Source organism: Campylobacter sp. P255 (genome assembly GCF_003627915.1).
In the GTDB taxonomy this organism is placed as follows: domain Bacteria; phylum Campylobacterota; class Campylobacteria; order Campylobacterales; family Campylobacteraceae; genus Campylobacter_D.
In genome coordinates this window covers 94,680-111,347 of the sequence record NZ_NREN01000005.1, presented here as the reverse complement: position 1 = coordinate 111,347, position 16,668 = coordinate 94,680, and the positions used below count along the sequence as shown (strand labels likewise).

Below are 16,668 nucleotides of genomic sequence, written 5' to 3'. Positions count from 1 at the left end.
ATTTTAAAACGCCTTTTATGGGCGTTTTTTTTGATAGTTTTTGCAAGCTTTCTTTGTTTTGTGATGGTTTATCATGCTAAAGGAAGTGTGGTATTTGCTAGTGTGCCACAAGGTACTAGCTTAAAGATAAAAGAAGAAATCGAGCGTAATTTAAATTTAGACAAACCTTTGTTAGAGCAGTATGAAAATTGGGCTTTTAAGGCTTTAAAAGGCGACTTTTCCTACTCTTTGATCAGCGGAGAAAAAGTAAGCGAAATTTTAAAAGAAAAACTCCCTTATACACTCATACTTGGAGGCTTAGCTTTTAGCGTGCTTTTTATTTTGTCTTTGTTTTTGGCGCTTTTGTGTGTGATTTATAAAGATAGTTTTTTAGATAAGGGCATTACTTTTTTAACGATGAGTTTTTTTGCTTTACCTGCTTTTTCTTTATCTTTGATACTGATTTTAGTGTTTGCGGTATTTTTTAAACTTTTTCCAAGTTCTGCGATTGCAGATATTGGTTTTGAAGATGATGTGTTTAATCGCTTGTGGCATTTGTTTTTGCCTGTATGTGCTTTGGTGCTTTCTCATTTAGCGGTTTTTGTGCGTTTTATAAGAACAAGTTTGATTGATAGTTTCAATCAAAGCTTCATAGAGAGTGCTTTTGCAAGAGGGTTAAGTAAAAGAAGAATTTATTTGCATTTTGTGTTAAAAGATGCGATGGTACCTATACTCGCATATTTTGGAGCTTCTTTTGTAAGTTTTTTAATGGGGACTTATATTATCGAGAGTGTTTTTTCCTATGAGGGCATAGGAAATTTAGTGATTAAAAGTATATTGTTTAAAGATTATCCAGTGGTTTTGGCTGTGGTGGTTTTTAGTATTATTATTGTGGTGTTTGTAAATTTACTTGTAGAGATAGTTTGCAAAATGATCAATCCAAGGTTTGCAAATGCGTAGGTTGTGTGTAGTAGCGATATTGTTAAGTGTGGCTTTGGCACTTTTTGCACCTTTGTTAAGTCCTTATGATCCCAATTATGTGGATTTAAGCAAGGCTAAAATGGCGCCGAATTTAGCGTATATCTTTGGTACAGATTTACTTGGTAGAGATATTTTTACGCGTATTTTATATGCTTTGCGTGTTTCTTTGTTTGTAGGGATAATGGCGGCATTTTTTAGTGTGTTTTTTGCTTGTGTTTATGTGTTTTTAACAAGATTTTTTGCATATGCGTTTTTTGCAAGGGTACTTGATATGCTTTTAGCTTTACCTTCTTTGCTTGTGATTATGTTTTTTCAAAGCTTTTTGGCAGGATCTTTGTGGAGTATGATTTTTATCATTGCTTTGGGGCATTTTTCCTTTGTAGCAAAAGTGCTTGATACCCAACTAAATAAATTTCAAAAACTTGAATTTTATCAAAATGCTATCGTACTAGGTTCTAGTAAGATGAAGGCTTTATTTAGTGAGCTTTTGCCTGCTTGTTGGAATTTGCTTTTTGTGCTTTTTGTTTTAAATATCGCTCATGCGATTACAAGCGAGGCTACTTTGAGTTTTTTTGGTTTAGGGGTAGAGCTTTGGACTCCAAGCTTGGGAAATATGCTTAATGAAGCAAGCAAAGCGGTTTTTTTGGGTTTTTGGTGGATGATATTTTTCCCTGTGGCTTTTATACTGATACTTATTTTGCCTTTGCTTGCTTTGGGCAATGATTTGCAAGAAGAGAATAAAGCATGATAGAAGTATCTTGTCTAAACCTTAGCTTTAAAGATCAAGTTTTATTAAAAGATGTAAAGTTAGAACTAGAAGATGGCAAAGCTTTAGCTATTATGGGCAAAAGTGGATCGGGAAAAAGTTTATTTTTAAAAAGTATGATTAGACTTTTTGATAAACGTTATTTATTGCACGCTGAAAAACTTTATCTTGACGATCAAGATGTATTAAATTTAAAAGAAAAAGAACTGAATGTATTAAGATCAAAGGCTAGCTTGCTTTTTCAAGATGTTTATGGGAGTTTTTATCCGCTTGTAGATATAGGGAATTATTTTAATATAGTTTTAAAAACTCATACGAGTTTAAGCACAAAAGAAATCAAAGAAAAAGCTTTTTTTTATTTTGAATGTTTAGGACTTAAAAATCATGATCTTTTGTGGCATTCTTTTATATATCAGCTAAGCGGTGGCATGGCAAGGCGTGTTCAAATAGCATTAGCTTTGCTTAGCGGGGCGCAGTATTTGTTGTGTGATGAGATCACAAGTTCACTAGATAAGGCAAATGAAGAAAAAATCATCGCAATCTTAAAAGACTTAAAATCACAATTTAAAAATCTCATTTTTATAACCCATGATATACATTTAGCTAAAGAACTTTGCGATGAGGTGGCCATTATGGAAGATAAAACTTTGCTTTATCAAATGCCTGTGAAAGATTTTTTAAGTAATCCACAGGGTGCTTTTGCTAAAGAATTATTTAGTTTTTTTGAGAATGAAAATGCTTTTAGAAGTTAAAAATTTAAGTAAATCTTATCGTTTTAAAAAACATTGGTATTTAAAAGAGGAAGAAATTTTCGTTTTTAAAGATGTTGGTTTTTCTTTACATAAAAACGAAAATTTATTACTTTGTGGCGAAAGTGGTAGTGGTAAAAGCACACTAGCTAAAATTCTTTGTATGCTTGAGAATGCAAATTCTGGCGAGGTTTTGTTTAATGGCAAAAATATACTTAGTTTAGACTTTGATAAGCAAAGAAAATTACGCCAAAAAATTCAATACATCTTTCAAGATCAAAAACTCGCTTTAAATCCTTATAAAAGCGTTAAAAAACTTTTGCTTGATGTATATGATAACTTCAAGATTTCGCCTGATTTTGAAGCGCTTTTTGAGCTTTTTGATATTTTTGAACTTGAAAAAGATATTTTAAATTTAAACTCTTCTAAGCTAAGTGGCGGACAAAGCCAAAGATTAGGTCTAATAAGGGCTTTGCTTTTAAAACCACAATTGCTAATTTTAGATGAAATCACAACGGCGCTAGATATCCCAACTGCACACAACATATTAAATTATTTGCGTTATTTTCAAAATACACATGATATTACTTATATATTTATTTCTCATCAGGAAAAAACCTTGCAAGGCTTGTATCACAAGAAGGTGCTTTTGTAAAAAGATAAAAATTGTTTCTTTTTGAAATACTCAAAAATTTATTTTTTTGATAATAAGTTTTTATATAGCTAAGTTAAAGTAAAATAAAATTTAACTATGTATGAATAAAAGGTTTTACTATGACGCACGCAACCATAGAGCATCAGTATTTTGGTATCTTTGCGATGCTTATTATCGCAAGTGTGATATTCTTTACTTTGGTATATATTTCTTCAAAAATAGGCTCCAAGCTTGCCTCTCATAATAGAAAAAAACTAGGATTAGGAATTTATGAGTGCGGACCTATGGCTTCAAAACAAGCAAATAAAATCAATTCTCAATTTTTTGTTTTTGCTTTGATTTTTATTTTACTTGATATTGAAGTGGTGTTTTTATTTCCTTGGGCGGTGATTTTTAAAGATTTAACCGCAGAGCTTTCAAAATACGGTTTGTCTTTATTTGCTTTAGTGGAAGTGTTTGTTTTTATTTTATTACTTGCAATAGGCTTTTTATACGCTTATAAAAAAGGAGCATTCGCATGGCAGAGTATCAAAAAATGAGCAATGCGCCAGTTGTTTTAACTACGGTTGATAAACTAGTCCAATGGGGAAGAAGTAATTCTTTATGGGCGTTATCTTATGGGCTTGCCTGTTGTGCTATTGAGATGATGGCAGCAGGTGGCGCAAGATATGATTTTGATAGATTTGGAACGATTTTTAGAGCAAGTCCAAGACAGTCTGAAGTGATGATTATAGCAGGCACTTTAAGTAAAAAACACGCCGAATTTACAAGAAGACTTTACGATCAAATGCCTGATCCTAAATGGGTTATTTCTATGGGTTCTTGTGCAAATACCGGTGGTATGTTTAATACCTATTCTACTGTCCAAGGGGTTGATAGAATCATTCCGGTGGACATTTACGTGCCAGGTTGTGCTCCACGGCCTGAAACTTTTCAATTTGCTTTGATGATTTTACAAAAAAGAATTCGCAAAGAAAAAGCGAGTAGAAAAATCGCTCCAAAAAGGCTTATATAATGAGAAAATACAGCGATAAAAAAAATGCCCAATTAAAAAATTATTATGAAGATAGATTTTACCACGCGCCTGTGACTAAAAAACTAAGTGTAGAAGGTAGTGTTTTTGAAAGTGACCATCAAATTTTAAGCCAAAAATTTGAACTAAAAAATTCTTTTATCGAGCTTGATTTTTGGGTGATTGAAATAAACAAAGATGATAATGTTGCTACTTTAAGTTGCTTGAAAAAACTAGGCTATGAAGCTTTTAATGATGCAAGTGCGCTTGATTTTGTCGCACAAAAACAAGGGTTTGAAGTGTATTATCAGCTTTTAAATATGGAGAAGAATTTAAGAGTGAGAGTGAAAACCTTTGTTGGTTTAAAAGAAAGACTTCAAAGCGTTATGAGTGTTTTTAAAGGGGCTAATTGGTGCGAGAGAGAAATATATGATATGTTTGGAATTTTCATTATCAACCATCCTAATTTAAAAAGACTTTTAATGCCTGATGATTGGTATGGACATCCTTTTTTAAAAAGCTATCCTTTGCATGGTGATGAATTTGCTAAATGGTATGAGATAGATAAAATTTTTGGAAAAGAATACCGCGAGGTAGTGGGCGAAGAAAATAGGGATCCAGGTTTTGTGGATGAAAAAGACACGCTAAACTTTAGCAGAATTTATCATGAGGTTGGCAAGGGTGAAGCTCCAAGAGAAGAGAAGTACTTGCAAGAGTATCAAGAAGAAGGTGGCGTGCCTTTTGTAAAAAAAGCTAAAAGAACGCAAGCAAAATTTTTAGACAAGAGAAGATAAAATGCAAATTTCTACTAAATTAAAACCTTATTATGAAAATATAAGCTTCGAGCGTGAAGATGGCACGATGATCGTTAACCTTGGGCCTCAACACCCTAGCGCGCACGGAAATTTACGCCTTATTTTAGAGCTTGATGGAGAAGAAATCACCAAAGCTGCTCCTTGTATAGGTTATATGCACCGTGGTATGGAAAAAATGGCTGAAAATATGATCTATCAAGAGTTTATCCCAACAACAGATAGAATGGACTATATCGCAGCAAGCGCAAACAACTATGCTTATGTGGCTGCTGTAGAAAAACTGTGTGGTTTGGAGATCCCACGTAGAGCAAGCGTGATAAGAATGATTTTGCTTGAATTAAACCGCATTGCTTCGCATTTGTTATGGCTTGCTACACATGCGCTTGATATTGGCGCGATGACGGTATTTTTATACTGCTTTAGAGAGCGTGAGTATGTGCTTGATTTGATAGAAAAGTATTGTGGTGCAAGATTGACACATTCTTCTATGAGAATAGGTGGGGTAATGCTTGATTTGCCTGAAGGTTTTTTAGATGAGCTTTTAGCATTTTGCAATAAATTTCCAAATGATATAAAAGATTATGAAGCCTTGCTTGATGATAATAGAATATGGCGTGCAAGAACTGAAAATGTAGGTGTTGTAAGTAAAGAACAAGCTTTAAGTTGGGGTTGTAGTGGGGTTATGCTAAGAGGAAGTGGCATTGCTTATGATATTAGAAAAGAAGAGCCGTATTTGCTTTATGATGAGGTAGACTTTGGTGTGCCTGTGGCCAAAATGGGTGATTCTTACGCAAGATATAAGGTTTATATGCAAGAATTTAGAGAAAGCTTGAAAATTTTAACCCAATGTGCTAAGCTTTATCAAGATACCCCGCCTGAAATTTTATGCAATCACCCTGAGTATGTAAGTGCCTCTAAAGAGCAAATCATGACACAAAATTACTCACTAATGCAACATTTTGTTTTGGTAACTCAAGGTTTAAAACCACCCAAGGGAGAGGTGTACGTGCCCACTGAAAGTCCTAAAGGCGAGCTTGGGTTTTTTATTCATTCAGATGGTAGCGGTAGGCCATATAGACTAAGAGCTAGAACTCCTAGCTTTTTTCACTGTGCGTTTTTGGAAGAAATGCTTGTAGGGTCTTATTTGGCTGATGCGGTGGCTATTTTAGGAAGTATTAATATAGTTTTAGGTGAGATAGACCGATGAGACGTGTAGATTTAAGAAAAAGTCAAAATTTATTTGAAGATTTAAAACAAATCATTCAAAATGCTTATATAGGTGAAGTTTTGGTGGTTTTGTTTGAGATAGGAGACTTTTCTAATGTGGAAAAAAGTTTTGCCTTTGTAAAAGAGCAAAATTGCGAACTTTTGAATTCTTTAAAATTCAATCAGGTGGATTGGACTATAGTATTGAAAAAGGTAGGACAATGAAATTAGCAAAATACCAAGAAGGTTTAAATGCTTTGTGCTTTGTGGATTTGTTTTCTTTAAAAAATCCTTCGCTTTGTGCTAAATTAAGTCAAAGTAAAAACTACAATATCTCTTGTATAGAAGATAAAAACTTAAAAGCAAATTTTTATAAATGTGAAATCGCAAGTGTGTCTTTTGTGCTTGCTTTGCTTTGCAAGATGAGTATAGAAAATGAATTTAATGAGCTTGATGAGGGATATTTGAGTGCTGAATCTTGTTTTGGCGAAGAAGAAGCTTTGGAAATTTTGGATTTTTTAAAAGAAGCAAAATGCATTATTTTTGATGAAAACTTATATCAACATAAAGATTTTGAAAATATCAAATATTTTTTAGAAAAGCTTTGCTGTAAATTTAATCTTTTGCTGATTTGTTCTAATGAAAATGAAGAAAACTTGCAAGTACAAAATTCTTTTACTGAGCTTTTAGAGTTGGATAATTTTGATGGAACTATCATTATGCAAACACCTTTAAAAGACAAAGAGCTTCATTGTTCTTCATCTTTTGCCTTGATTGCTAAAGTTAAAGATCAAGACACAATAGCAATAAGACTAAACCAACAAGAAATTACAACAACAATAAAAATCGATCAAGAGTTAAAAGGCACGGTAGCTTTGCTAGATTATGAAAGTACTACTTTTGCTTTTTCAAAAGCTCAAATTAAGGTTATAAAATGAAAGTCATCATCAATGGTATAGAATGCGAAGCAAACGAAGGTGAGTATATTTTAAATGTCGCAAGAAAAAATGATATTTTCATTCCTGCTATTTGTTATTTAAATGGCTGTTCCCCGACACTTGCATGTCGTATGTGTATGGTAGAAGCTGATGGTAAAAAGGTTTATTCGTGTAATACCAAAGTAAAAGAAGGTATGGTTGTAGAAAGTGATTTGCCTAATTTATGGGATGAGCGTAATGCTATCATGCAAGCTTATTGCATTAACCACCCTTTGCAATGTGGAGTATGTGATAAATCCGGCGAATGTGAACTTCAAAATTTTACGCATAAAGCAAGAGTAAATGTGCAAAATTACTGGATCAAAGATACTCATAAAGAGCATAAAAAATGGGGCGAGATTAATTACGATCCGGCTTTATGTATTGTGTGTGAAAGATGTATTACGGTATGCAAAGATAAAATAGGCGAAAGTGCTTTAAAAACTACTCCAAGAGGAGCAAGCGCACCTGATGCAAGTTTTAAAGAGAGTATGAGTAAAGATGCACTTGCAATTTGGACTAAATTTCAAAAAAGTTTAATTGCGCCAAGTAATGGCGATGTGCTTGATTGTTCTTTTTGTGGAGAGTGTACAAGTGTATGTCCTACCGGGGCTTTGGTGGGGTCGGCTTTTCAGTATACATCCAATATTTGGGAGTTAAAAAGAATTCCAGCTAGCAATCCACATTCGAGTGATTGTGAGTTGATGTATTATGATATCAAACAAACTAGCATTAATAATCAAAAAGAGAAAATTTATAGAGTAAGTAACGACTTTGCCTTTGCTACTTTAAACAAAGCCGCAAGATATGGTTTTAACACTCAAAATGAAATTCAAACCAAAGATGAAAAAGCTTTTGAAAAACTTGTTAATATGATAAAAAATGATGAAATAAAAAATATTGTTTTTAATAGCTTTATCACTAATGAAGAAGCTTTGATTTTGCAAAATTTAAGCAAGAAATTTAATCTTCATCTTATAAACCATGAGGCTAAAAAATTTCAAGATTTTCTAGCTTGTTTTTATCAAAACGCAAACGCAATGTACAACGCAAATTCAAACGATATCACGCAAAGTGACTTTTTAATCATCGCAGGTTCATTTTTACGTTATGATGCTCCAACTTTAGGATATAAAGTCAACAATGCTTTGGTGATGAATAAAGGAGCAGGGTTTTATTTTCACCCTATAAGAGATAAAGGCATAGACAAATACTCTAAAAATTTCTTACAAGTCAATCATGATGTTAAAGACAATGAAAGTATTTTAATGTTTATTTTGCAAAAATTTGCAAAAGAGCTTCCGGTTGAACTTCAAAATGAGTTAGAAAAAGCGTACTATCAAGATACAAAAGAAATAGAAGAAACAGTCAATGAAGAAGTAATAGAGAAAATAGAAAAGCAAAATGAAGATGGTCAAACCATTATAGAAGAAGTGAAAAAACTTGTACCTAAAAAGGTGAAAAAAAGCATTGAAGTGCAAAGATCAAGCTATGCAAAACTTCTTGGTATTGATGAGGATATTTTCGAGAATTTGCTTGCAAAAAAACAAAAATTTACGCTTGTTGTTGGAAGTGATTTTTACTATGATGAACAAAGTGCTAAGTTGGCAAAGCTTTGCGCTATGGTGCAAAAATATACTGATTTTAAAGTCTTTTTAAATCCAACCTGCACCAATACTTTAGGTGTGAGTTTGATTTGTGATTTAAAACAAGATCTTCAAGCAGGAAAGACACTAGGTTATAATGAAAAAGGTGATTTTAGTTTTTCTTATGAAGGAGATCTTGCGAGTTCTAGTTTAAATCAACAAGAAGGTAGTTTTGTTAATTATGATAAAAGATTGGTGCCTACGAATGCAGCTTTAGAATTTAAAGGATATTTTTTAAATGATTTAGCAAATGCTCTAGGTTTTGATGAAGAATTTACGATCAACTATACCCAGCTTTTACCGCAAAATAAAGGCTTTAGAGCAATCAAATTTGATGATTTGGAAAATTACTATGATAATGGAGGTATAAATCATAGAGGCTATGAGCTTGATTTTTCTCATTTTGAGTTTGAAAAAGTCTTAGTAGCACAAGAAGCGCAAATGCAAAATGAGGGAAATTTAACCTTATATCATGCAAACAGCATTTATCAGTTTTCAAAGCTTAGCAATAGAGCCTTTAACGAGGTTGGGGTTTTATTTTTATCTCCTGATTTAATGCAAAAATTTGAACTAAGTCAAAATGATAGTGTGATTTTGAAAAATGAAAAAACTCAAGTCGCTATTAGTGTCAAGTGTGATGAATTGCTAGAAAATGCTGCATACTTAGGAGACTATGATAGTAAGATTGATTATAAATCTTTATTTAAGCATGCGCGATATGTGAAAGTTTGGCTTGAAAAAGCAGGAGCTAAAATATGAGTGATATTACTTTTTTTATTATAGAAACGATTGTTAAATGTGTGCTTGTTATAGCTATTTTTGCTACTTTGGCGGGTTTGGCAACTTATCTTGAAAGAAAAGCTTTGGCTTTGTTTCATCGTCGTTTAGGGCCTGATATGGTAGGTCCTTTTGGTTTGCTTCAAGTGGTTGCTGATATGATTAAGCTTTTTACCAAAGAAGATATTGTTCCAACTTATGCTCAAAAAGTGGTATTTTTGATCGCTCCATTGATTGCAGCAATTTGTGCTTTTGTAGCAATCGCAGCTATCCCTATTTTTCCTGAATTTACTTTATTTGGTAGAGTTATTCGCCCTATTATTGCTGATATTAATGTTGCTTTGCTTTTTGTTATAGGCATGGGGGGAGTTAGCTTTTATGCGATTTTTTTGGGTGGTTTGGCAAGTAATAATAAATGGTCGTTGCTAGGTGGTGCTAGAGGACTTGTGTCCATCATTTCTTATGAGAGTGTTGCGGGGCTTTCTTTGGTGTGTGTGGTAATGCTTGTTGGATCCTTATCTTTGGTGGATATTAATAACTATCAAAGCGATGGTATACTTTCTTGGCTTATTTTTAAACAGCCTCTTGCTTTTGTTTTGTTTGTTATAGCTATTTTCATAGAAACCAATAGAACCCCGCTATGTTTAAGTGAAAATGAAACCGAGCTTGTTTCAGGATATGGTACTGAATATAGCGGTCTTAGATGGGGTATGTTTTTTATTGGTGAATATACTGCTATGATTACGGGCGCAATCATGATATCGCTTTTATTTTTAGGTGGATTTAATGACTTTTGGATTATACCAGGAGCTATCATGATGCTTTTGAAGGTTTCTTTTGTGTTCTTTTGGTATTTTTGGGCTAGAGGGGCATTTCCTCAACTACGCCCTGACCAAGTGATGAGAATGTGCTATTTGATTTTAATACCTTTGGCGGTTTTAAATTTATTAATTAGCGCTTTAGTGCTTGTGATATAAGGAAAAACAATGAAAAAGGGTTATTTTAAAGTAGATTTTGAACGTAAAAATCCACAAACTGCTTATGAAAAGCTGATGCAAGTAATTAAGCGTTCGCTAAATACAGAACTTTTTGTGGGGTTATTTGTAGTTTTAAGAGAAATGTTGAAGAAAAATAATAGCGCGACAATTAAATATCCTATGGAAAAAGTTTCATTAGATAATCGTTACCGCGCTGTACATCGTTTAATGCGTTTTATTGAAAGTGAAAATGAATGTTGTATTGGTTGTGGCTTGTGTGAAAAAATTTGCATTAGTAATTGTATTAGAATGGAAACAAGCTTAAGTGAAGATGGTCGTAAAAAGGTTGAAAATTATAGTATCAACCTAGGACGTTGTATTTATTGTGGTTTTTGTGCTGATGTTTGTCCTGAATTGGCTATTGTACATGGTAAAGAGTATGAAAATGCAGCCGAGCAAAGATCTTATTTTGGTCAAAAACAAGACTTTTTAACCCCTATTGATGAGCTTAAAAATCAAGTTGTTTTTGAAGGTAGTGGTAGTCTTAGAAAAGATGCTGATACTTTAGTAAAGAAAACCCCAAATTATTATGAGATAGATTTGCAAAGACAACAAGATGCTCCAAAGGAAGAAAATGTTTGAAATCATAGCTTTTTGTATATTAAGTGTTTTGGTGTTGGGATTTTTCTTGATTAGCGTTTTAAGCACAAGCGTGCTTTATGCTATTAGTTCTTTAGCGGCTGCGATGGTTTTTTTAAGCGGATTTTATTTTTTACTGAATGCCGAATTTATTGGAGCGATTCAGATTATCGTTTATAGTGGAGCTATTTTAGGGCTTTATAGTTTTGCGATGATGTTTTTTGATGCTTCGATTAAAGTAAAAGAAAGTCTAAAAGGCAAAAGAGTGTTTATTTTTGCTGTAATTTTTAGTGCAGTTTTATTGATTAGTATCATCATGGGATATAATTTTGGCTTAAATGAAAACACTCAAACTTATGATCTTAGTTCTACCGAGCAAATTGGCTTTGCTTTGTTTACAAAATATATGCTTGCTTTTGAATTTATGGCTATTTTACTTTTGATAGCTTTGGTGTGCGCTATAGCATTAACTCAAAAAAATATAAAAAAGGATGAGCAATGATGTTAGAAAAATACTACATTGTGGCTATTTTGATGTTTATCATTGGTCTAATAGGCATTATCAAACGCCAAAATTTAATTATGCTTTTTATTTCAAGTGAAATTTTATTAAATGCTGCTAATTTAGCTTTAGTTACAGCAGGTGCTTCGCATAATGATATCGAGGGGCAGATTTTTGCTTTATTTGTTATGGGGGTTGCAGCTTGCGAGGTTGCAGTTGGGATAGCGCTTTGTGTTTTATGGTATAGAAAAACAGGAACATTAGAGCTTAGCTCTTTAGCTGAAAAAGGAGAAACAAAATGCAAAATCTAGCTTTGGTGGCGCTGTTTTCACCCTTAGTTTCAGCGGTTATTTTAGGTGTTTTTGCTTTTAGTGACAAAAGGATTATTTTAGGTTATATAGCTTCATTATTGATCGCTTTTTCAGCTATCTCCTCACTCGTTTTATTAGGCAAAGGAATACATTTTAACTTCGAGCTTGGTACATGGATATCTTTAGTAGATGTGAATTTTGGATTTAAAATAGACTCTATTACCTTGATCATGATGTGTGTGGTTAGTATAGTTGCAACTTTTGTGCATTTATATAGCATCTTTTACATGGAGCATGATGAGGGATATAATCGTTATTTTAGTTACCTAGGGCTTTTTGTATTTTCAATGATGTTTTTGATCATGAGCGATAATTTCTTAGGTCTTTTTATAGGATGGGAAGGTGTTGGACTTTGTTCGTGGCTTTTGATAGGGTTTTGGTATCACAATGAAAAATACACTTTTGCCGCAAATGAAGCCTTTATCATGAACCGTATAGCTGATTTAGCTTTGCTTTTGGGAATTTTCTTAATTTATATCGAATTTAATTCTTTAAAGTATGATGAGTTTTTTGCGCTTTTATCGCTAGGACATGAAGACAATACGATTTTAATTTTGATTGCGATTTTATTGTTTGTTGGTGCTATGGGTAAATCCGCACAATTTCCTTTTCACACCTGGCTTGCTGATGCAATGGCGGGACCTACTCCGGTATCTGCGCTAATTCATGCTGCAACCATGGTTACTGCTGGGGTTTATTTGGTAATTCGTGCAGGAGAGCTTTACTTGCAAGTTCCTGAGGTGGGGTATTTTGTTGCTATATTAGGAGCTTTTGTGGCACTTTTTGCTGCTTCAATGGCTATGGTAGCTAAAGATTTAAAAAGAATTATTGCTTATTCAACACTTTCGCAACTTGGCTATATGTTTGTAGCGGCAGGTCTTGGAGCGTACGCAATAGCTTTGTTTCACTTGGCAACGCACGCGTTTTTTAAATCTTTGTTATTCTTAGGTGCAGGAAATATAATGCATGCGATGAATGATAGGCTTGATATTAGCAAAATGGGTGGTCTTTATAAAAGCATGCGTGTTAGTGCGATTTTAATGCTGATAGGTTCTTTAGCCTTGGCAGGAATTTATCCATTTGCAGGTTTTTTCTCTAAAGATTTGATATTAGGTTTTGCTTTTATTAGTCATCATCACGGAATTTTCTTAGCGCTTTTAATCGCTGCTTTTATGACAGCTTTTTATAGTTTTAGACTTTTGATGTTAGTGTTTTTTACTCCAAAAAGACACGAAGAGCACCCTCATGAAGCTAGTAAGATTGCTTTACTTGCAATGAGTCCTTTGGCTTTGCTTGCAATTATCGCAGGATTGTTTGAGCATAGTTTTATGGAATTTGTTGGTAGAAATTTAGCTTTTATTGATGGGCAAAATCCATTGGTTATGGTGCTTGCAAGTGCTGCGGCTATACTGGGTGTGCTTTTAGCTATCATAGCTTATTGGAAGGATTGGTTTAAACCTTCACTTTCTAAAACAAGTATATATAAGCTTTTGTCGAATGAATATTATATACCAAAATTTTATCATCAATTTGTTGTGGATAAATATGCATTGTTTTGCGAATTTCTAAGAAAAAGCGATAAGGAAATTTTGGACACCTTGGTTAATAGCATAGCGTTTTTCCTTAGAAGTTTTGCTAGATTTCTTAGCGTGGGTAAGGATTATTCTTTGGTGTTGAGAATTTCGATTTTAGCTTTTGTGTGTTTATTTTGTTTGGCTTTGGCGGTGTAAAATGCTTAGTTTGTTAATGTTATTTCCATTTTTTTCAGCTTTTGTGGCTTTGTTTTTGCAAAAAGAAGACAGTAAGTCTTTTGCTATTTTAGTAAGTTTTTTGATTTTAGCTTTAAATGTGTTTTTGTTGTTAAATTATCATGGTGGTATAGCTTATGAATTTAGTTTAAATTCTTTAATTGTTAATTTTCATATTGGTGTTGATGCTATAGCACTTTATTTGATGTTACTTTGTTCTATTATGATCTTTTTATCTTTTGTGTGTTTGGATATACAAGATAAAAGTGTTGTTGTAAGTATATTTTTATTGCAATTTTGTATTATAGGATTATTTGCTTCATTAGATGCATTGTTATTTTATGTGTTTTGGGAATTTTCTCTTATTCCTCTTATTTATTTAATAGGAAGATATTCTAACAACTATAAAGCAGGGATTAAATTTTTTATTTATGCATTTTGTGGTTCTATGTTAATGCTTTTGGCTATTATCTATGTAGGATTTTTGTATTATCAAAATTTTGGTTATTGGAGTTTTGATTTGTTGGCTTGGTATAAAAGTGAATTTTTTATACCTGAAAATGCACAAAACCTTGTTTTTTTAGGATTTTTTATCGCTTTTGCGATCAAAAGTCCTTTGTTTCCTTTTCATACTTGGGCACCTAAAGTTTATGCTAAAAGTCCAACGCTAGTGTCTGTGATGCTTGTTAGTTTTAAAATGGCTCCTTTTGGCTTTTTAAGATTTATTTTGCCTTTAACGCCTGATACTTTAAATCATTATTATTCTTTACTTGCTGTTTTATGTATAGTTGGGATTTTATATGCAGCTTTGATTGCTTTTAGAACTAAGGATTTAAAAGAGCTAATTGCTTATAGTTCTATTTCGCATTTGGGTGTAGTGATTTTAGGGATTATTACTTTTACTTATAATGGAGTAAGTGGTTCTGTATTTTATATGTTTGCTCATGGTATTGTGACAGGAGGTTTGTTTTTAGCAGCTTATATACTTTATAAAAGATACCATACTTTTGATTTGGATTTTTATAAAAATTTGGCTAAAAATACTCCTTTGTTTAGTTTCTTTTTCGCGGTATTGTTGTTTTCATCTATCTCGCTACCTTTAACGATTTCTTTTGTTGGAGAGTTTTTGATCTTACAAGGTGTTGCGAGTGTGAATTTATGGTACGCTTTGTTTGCAGGCGGGGTCATTATCTTAGGTGCGATTTACATGTTAAATATTTATAGAAATATGTTTTTTAACGCTAGTGAGGAAAAATTAGAAAAATTGGTACTAAAAAAAGGTGAAATTTTTGTTTTAAGTGTGTTGAGTGCCTTGGTGATTTACTTAGGTGTGGCACCAAGTACAATGCTTGATCAAATTGCTTCTAATGTTAATACTGTTCTTGAGATTATGCAAACAAGAAATATTGCAATAGAAAATCAAAAGATCATAGATAGTATAAGAGGTTTTTAATGAGTGATTTTAGTTTAGACAAATTAAATTTTGTATTATTATTTCCTGTGTTGTCTTTGCTTTTTTGGGCTATTGTGTTGCTTTTGCTGGGAGCGTTTAAAAATCTTTCAAGAAATTTTTATATCGGAGCAAGTGTTATAGCTTTGCTTAGTACTTTGTGCTTTTTGCTGGTTTGTAATGGCTTTGGGCTAAAAGATTCTCATGCTTTCTTTGGGTTGTTTGTTAGTGATAATTATGCCATTTTTGCTCAAATTGTAATTTTGGCTTTCTCGATGCTTTATTTACTGATTGATAAAGATGAGCAAAAACCCGAATTTTTCTCTTTGTTTTTATTTATGGTTGCATCGTTGATTTTAATGGTTTCTAGCACTAATTTAATTGTTATTTTCTTGGCATTAGAAGGTTCATCTTTAGCACTTTATACACTCATTGCTTTAAGAGGCACTCATAATGCTGTGAGTTCTAGCATTAAGTATTTTACTTTGGCTGCGGTTGGGGCTGGATTTTTTGTGTTTGCGTGCGCTTTTGTGTATTTAAAAACTAAGTCTTTAGATTTGGATAATTTATTGCATTCTGAATATATTTCAGATCCTATTTTGCTTTGTGCAGGAGTGATGTTTTTGGTGATAGTTGGCGTAAAGCTTTCTATTGCGCCTTTTCACTTTTGGCTAAAAGATGTATATTGTGGAGTGCATACTAATTTTATAGCTTTTATTTCTATTGTGCCAAAAATTGCCATGATCATAGTGGTTTTGAGAATTTTTTCTGCCTTAGGAGGTGGAGTGAAATTTGAATATATAGTGGCATTATTAGCTATTTTTTCTATGTTGGCAGTTAGTATCGTAGCTTTAATTCAAAAAGATGCAAAGAAAATGCTTGCATATAGTTCGATTACACATTCTTCTTTTATATTAGCTGTTATTGTTTCGAGTATGAGTGTGAGTTCTCAAGGAGATGGCACTTCTTACTTGCTTTCAATTTTTGCTTTGTTTGTGTATTGGATTTCTTTTGCATTTGTAAATTATGGAATTTTCTTGATTTTAAGTTTATTTCAAAAAAGTTCGTTTGAGAGTTTTTCGGGTTTGTTTGATCAAAGACCTGTTTTGTCAATCGTTTTAGCTATTTTTATTTTATGTATAGCGGGCATACCACCTTTTGGTATCTTTTGGGGTAAAATTTTAATTTTAGCTTCTATCTTAAATTCAGGATATTATGTGCTTGTGTTTGCCATAGCTTTAAGTTCTATGATCATGCTTTATGCGTATTTGAAGATTTTAATTTATATTTTCTTTAAAAAAGGACAAGAAATAGAAGCAGGAAATTTAGATGTAAAACAAAAAGTGATTTTAAGTCTATGTCTTGTAGGAAGTCTTTCATGTGTGTTTTTGCTTTTGTAAAATAATATTGCTATAATC

The 16,668-nt window shown here is 32.7% G+C and carries 18 protein-coding genes; all 18 read left to right on the top strand.

The features are described 5' to 3' along the window. The 18 genes from CKA54_RS03990 (at position 1) to CKA54_RS03905 (ending at position 16,650) form a co-directional block, all read left to right on the top strand. Positions 1 to 939, top strand: coding sequence for an ABC transporter permease (locus tag CKA54_RS03990; RefSeq protein WP_172586668.1), 939 nt, complete (start codon positions 1 to 3; stop codon positions 937 to 939). After that, positions 932 to 1,708, top strand: a complete 777-nt coding sequence (locus tag CKA54_RS03985) for an ABC transporter permease (RefSeq protein ID WP_120760175.1) — start codon at positions 932 to 934, stop codon at positions 1,706 to 1,708. Before CKA54_RS03990 ends, CKA54_RS03985 begins: the two co-directional genes overlap by 8 nt. Next, on the top strand, positions 1,705 to 2,478 hold the full coding sequence (locus CKA54_RS03980) for an ATP-binding cassette domain-containing protein (protein ID WP_120760173.1): 774 nt from the start codon (positions 1,705 to 1,707) through the stop codon (positions 2,476 to 2,478). Before CKA54_RS03985 ends, CKA54_RS03980 begins: the two co-directional genes overlap by 4 nt. Continuing rightward, positions 2,462 to 3,130: an ATP-binding cassette domain-containing protein gene (locus tag CKA54_RS03975; protein ID WP_120760193.1), complete on the top strand. Its 669-nt coding sequence runs from the start codon at positions 2,462 to 2,464 to the stop codon at positions 3,128 to 3,130. Before CKA54_RS03980 ends, CKA54_RS03975 begins: the two co-directional genes overlap by 17 nt. A 119-nt stretch (positions 3,131 to 3,249) precedes the next feature. After that, entirely contained in the window at positions 3,250 to 3,669 is a 420-nt protein-coding gene (locus CKA54_RS03970) for an NAD(P)H-quinone oxidoreductase subunit 3 (RefSeq protein ID WP_120760171.1), read from the top strand. Further along, positions 3,648 to 4,145: an NADH-quinone oxidoreductase subunit B family protein gene (locus CKA54_RS03965; protein WP_039619352.1), complete on the top strand. Its 498-nt coding sequence runs from the start codon at positions 3,648 to 3,650 to the stop codon at positions 4,143 to 4,145. The genes CKA54_RS03970 and CKA54_RS03965 overlap by 22 nt, the downstream gene beginning before the upstream one ends. Continuing rightward, entirely contained in the window at positions 4,145 to 4,936 is a 792-nt protein-coding gene (locus CKA54_RS03960; protein WP_120760169.1) for an NADH-quinone oxidoreductase subunit C, read from the top strand. Before CKA54_RS03965 ends, CKA54_RS03960 begins: the two co-directional genes overlap by 1 nt. Position 4,937: 1 nt before the next feature. Beyond that, a complete protein-coding gene (gene nuoD, locus CKA54_RS03955; RefSeq protein WP_120760167.1) occupies positions 4,938 to 6,164 on the top strand; it encodes an NADH dehydrogenase (quinone) subunit D in 1,227 nt (408 codons plus the stop codon). Beyond that, positions 6,161 to 6,388, top strand: coding sequence for an NADH-ubiquinone oxidoreductase subunit E family protein (locus tag CKA54_RS03950; RefSeq protein WP_043020234.1), 228 nt, complete (start codon positions 6,161 to 6,163; stop codon positions 6,386 to 6,388). The genes nuoD and CKA54_RS03950 overlap by 4 nt, the downstream gene beginning before the upstream one ends. Next, positions 6,385 to 7,101 (top strand): hypothetical protein, encoded by a 717-nt coding sequence (locus CKA54_RS03945; RefSeq protein WP_120760165.1) that lies wholly within the window; start codon positions 6,385 to 6,387, stop codon positions 7,099 to 7,101. The genes CKA54_RS03950 and CKA54_RS03945 overlap by 4 nt, the downstream gene beginning before the upstream one ends. Continuing rightward, positions 7,098 to 9,545, top strand: a complete 2,448-nt coding sequence (locus CKA54_RS03940; RefSeq protein WP_120760163.1) for an NADH-quinone oxidoreductase subunit G — start codon at positions 7,098 to 7,100, stop codon at positions 9,543 to 9,545. The genes CKA54_RS03945 and CKA54_RS03940 overlap by 4 nt, the downstream gene beginning before the upstream one ends. After that, positions 9,542 to 10,540 (top strand): NADH-quinone oxidoreductase subunit NuoH, encoded by a 999-nt coding sequence (gene nuoH / locus CKA54_RS03935; RefSeq protein ID WP_120760162.1) that lies wholly within the window; start codon positions 9,542 to 9,544, stop codon positions 10,538 to 10,540. Before CKA54_RS03940 ends, nuoH begins: the two co-directional genes overlap by 4 nt. A 9-nt stretch (positions 10,541 to 10,549) precedes the next feature. Continuing rightward, positions 10,550 to 11,182, top strand: coding sequence for an NADH-quinone oxidoreductase subunit NuoI (gene nuoI / locus CKA54_RS03930; RefSeq protein ID WP_039664604.1), 633 nt, complete (start codon positions 10,550 to 10,552; stop codon positions 11,180 to 11,182). Continuing rightward, positions 11,175 to 11,681, top strand: coding sequence for an NADH-quinone oxidoreductase subunit J (locus CKA54_RS03925; RefSeq protein ID WP_120760160.1), 507 nt, complete (start codon positions 11,175 to 11,177; stop codon positions 11,679 to 11,681). Before nuoI ends, CKA54_RS03925 begins: the two co-directional genes overlap by 8 nt. Then, entirely contained in the window at positions 11,681 to 11,992 is a 312-nt protein-coding gene (gene nuoK, locus CKA54_RS03920; RefSeq protein WP_039664868.1) for an NADH-quinone oxidoreductase subunit NuoK, read from the top strand. Before CKA54_RS03925 ends, nuoK begins: the two co-directional genes overlap by 1 nt. Then, entirely contained in the window at positions 11,980 to 13,782 is a 1,803-nt protein-coding gene (gene nuoL / locus CKA54_RS03915) for an NADH-quinone oxidoreductase subunit L (RefSeq protein ID WP_120760158.1), read from the top strand. The genes nuoK and nuoL overlap by 13 nt, the downstream gene beginning before the upstream one ends. 1 nt (position 13,783) lies before the next feature. Then, positions 13,784 to 15,253 (top strand): NuoM family protein, encoded by a 1,470-nt coding sequence (locus CKA54_RS03910; RefSeq protein WP_120760156.1) that lies wholly within the window; start codon positions 13,784 to 13,786, stop codon positions 15,251 to 15,253. Beyond that, positions 15,253 to 16,650, top strand: a complete 1,398-nt coding sequence (locus CKA54_RS03905) for an NADH-quinone oxidoreductase subunit N (RefSeq protein ID WP_120760154.1) — start codon at positions 15,253 to 15,255, stop codon at positions 16,648 to 16,650. The genes CKA54_RS03910 and CKA54_RS03905 overlap by 1 nt, the downstream gene beginning before the upstream one ends. Positions 16,651 to 16,668: the final 18 nt, after the last annotated feature.

What these genes read in the sequence shown, in the direction of transcription:
- CKA54_RS03985 (WP_120760175.1), top strand. Translation starts at nt 932, where the DNA reads ATGCGTAGGTTGTGTGTAGTAGCGATATTGTTAAGTGTGGCTTTGGCA.
- CKA54_RS03980 (WP_120760173.1), top strand. Translation starts at nt 1,705, where the DNA reads ATGATAGAAGTATCTTGTCTAAACCTTAGCTTTAAAGATCAAGTTTTA.
- CKA54_RS03975 (WP_120760193.1), top strand. Translation starts at nt 2,462, where the DNA reads ATGCTTTTAGAAGTTAAAAATTTAAGTAAATCTTATCGTTTTAAAAAA.
- CKA54_RS03970 (WP_120760171.1), top strand. Translation starts at nt 3,250, where the DNA reads ATGACGCACGCAACCATAGAGCATCAGTATTTTGGTATCTTTGCGATG.
- CKA54_RS03965 (WP_039619352.1), top strand. Translation starts at nt 3,648, where the DNA reads ATGGCAGAGTATCAAAAAATGAGCAATGCGCCAGTTGTTTTAACTACG.
- CKA54_RS03960 (WP_120760169.1), top strand. Translation starts at nt 4,145, where the DNA reads ATGAGAAAATACAGCGATAAAAAAAATGCCCAATTAAAAAATTATTAT.
- nuoD (WP_120760167.1), top strand. Translation starts at nt 4,938, where the DNA reads ATGCAAATTTCTACTAAATTAAAACCTTATTATGAAAATATAAGCTTC.
- CKA54_RS03950 (WP_043020234.1), top strand. Translation starts at nt 6,161, where the DNA reads ATGAGACGTGTAGATTTAAGAAAAAGTCAAAATTTATTTGAAGATTTA.
- CKA54_RS03945 (WP_120760165.1), top strand. Translation starts at nt 6,385, where the DNA reads ATGAAATTAGCAAAATACCAAGAAGGTTTAAATGCTTTGTGCTTTGTG.
- CKA54_RS03940 (WP_120760163.1), top strand. Translation starts at nt 7,098, where the DNA reads ATGAAAGTCATCATCAATGGTATAGAATGCGAAGCAAACGAAGGTGAG.
- nuoH (WP_120760162.1), top strand. Translation starts at nt 9,542, where the DNA reads ATGAGTGATATTACTTTTTTTATTATAGAAACGATTGTTAAATGTGTG.
- nuoI (WP_039664604.1), top strand. Translation starts at nt 10,550, where the DNA reads ATGAAAAAGGGTTATTTTAAAGTAGATTTTGAACGTAAAAATCCACAA.
- CKA54_RS03925 (WP_120760160.1), top strand. Translation starts at nt 11,175, where the DNA reads ATGTTTGAAATCATAGCTTTTTGTATATTAAGTGTTTTGGTGTTGGGA.
- nuoK (WP_039664868.1), top strand. Translation starts at nt 11,681, where the DNA reads ATGTTAGAAAAATACTACATTGTGGCTATTTTGATGTTTATCATTGGT.
- nuoL (WP_120760158.1), top strand. Translation starts at nt 11,980, where the DNA reads ATGCAAAATCTAGCTTTGGTGGCGCTGTTTTCACCCTTAGTTTCAGCG.
- CKA54_RS03910 (WP_120760156.1), top strand. Translation starts at nt 13,784, where the DNA reads ATGCTTAGTTTGTTAATGTTATTTCCATTTTTTTCAGCTTTTGTGGCT.
- CKA54_RS03905 (WP_120760154.1), top strand. Translation starts at nt 15,253, where the DNA reads ATGAGTGATTTTAGTTTAGACAAATTAAATTTTGTATTATTATTTCCT.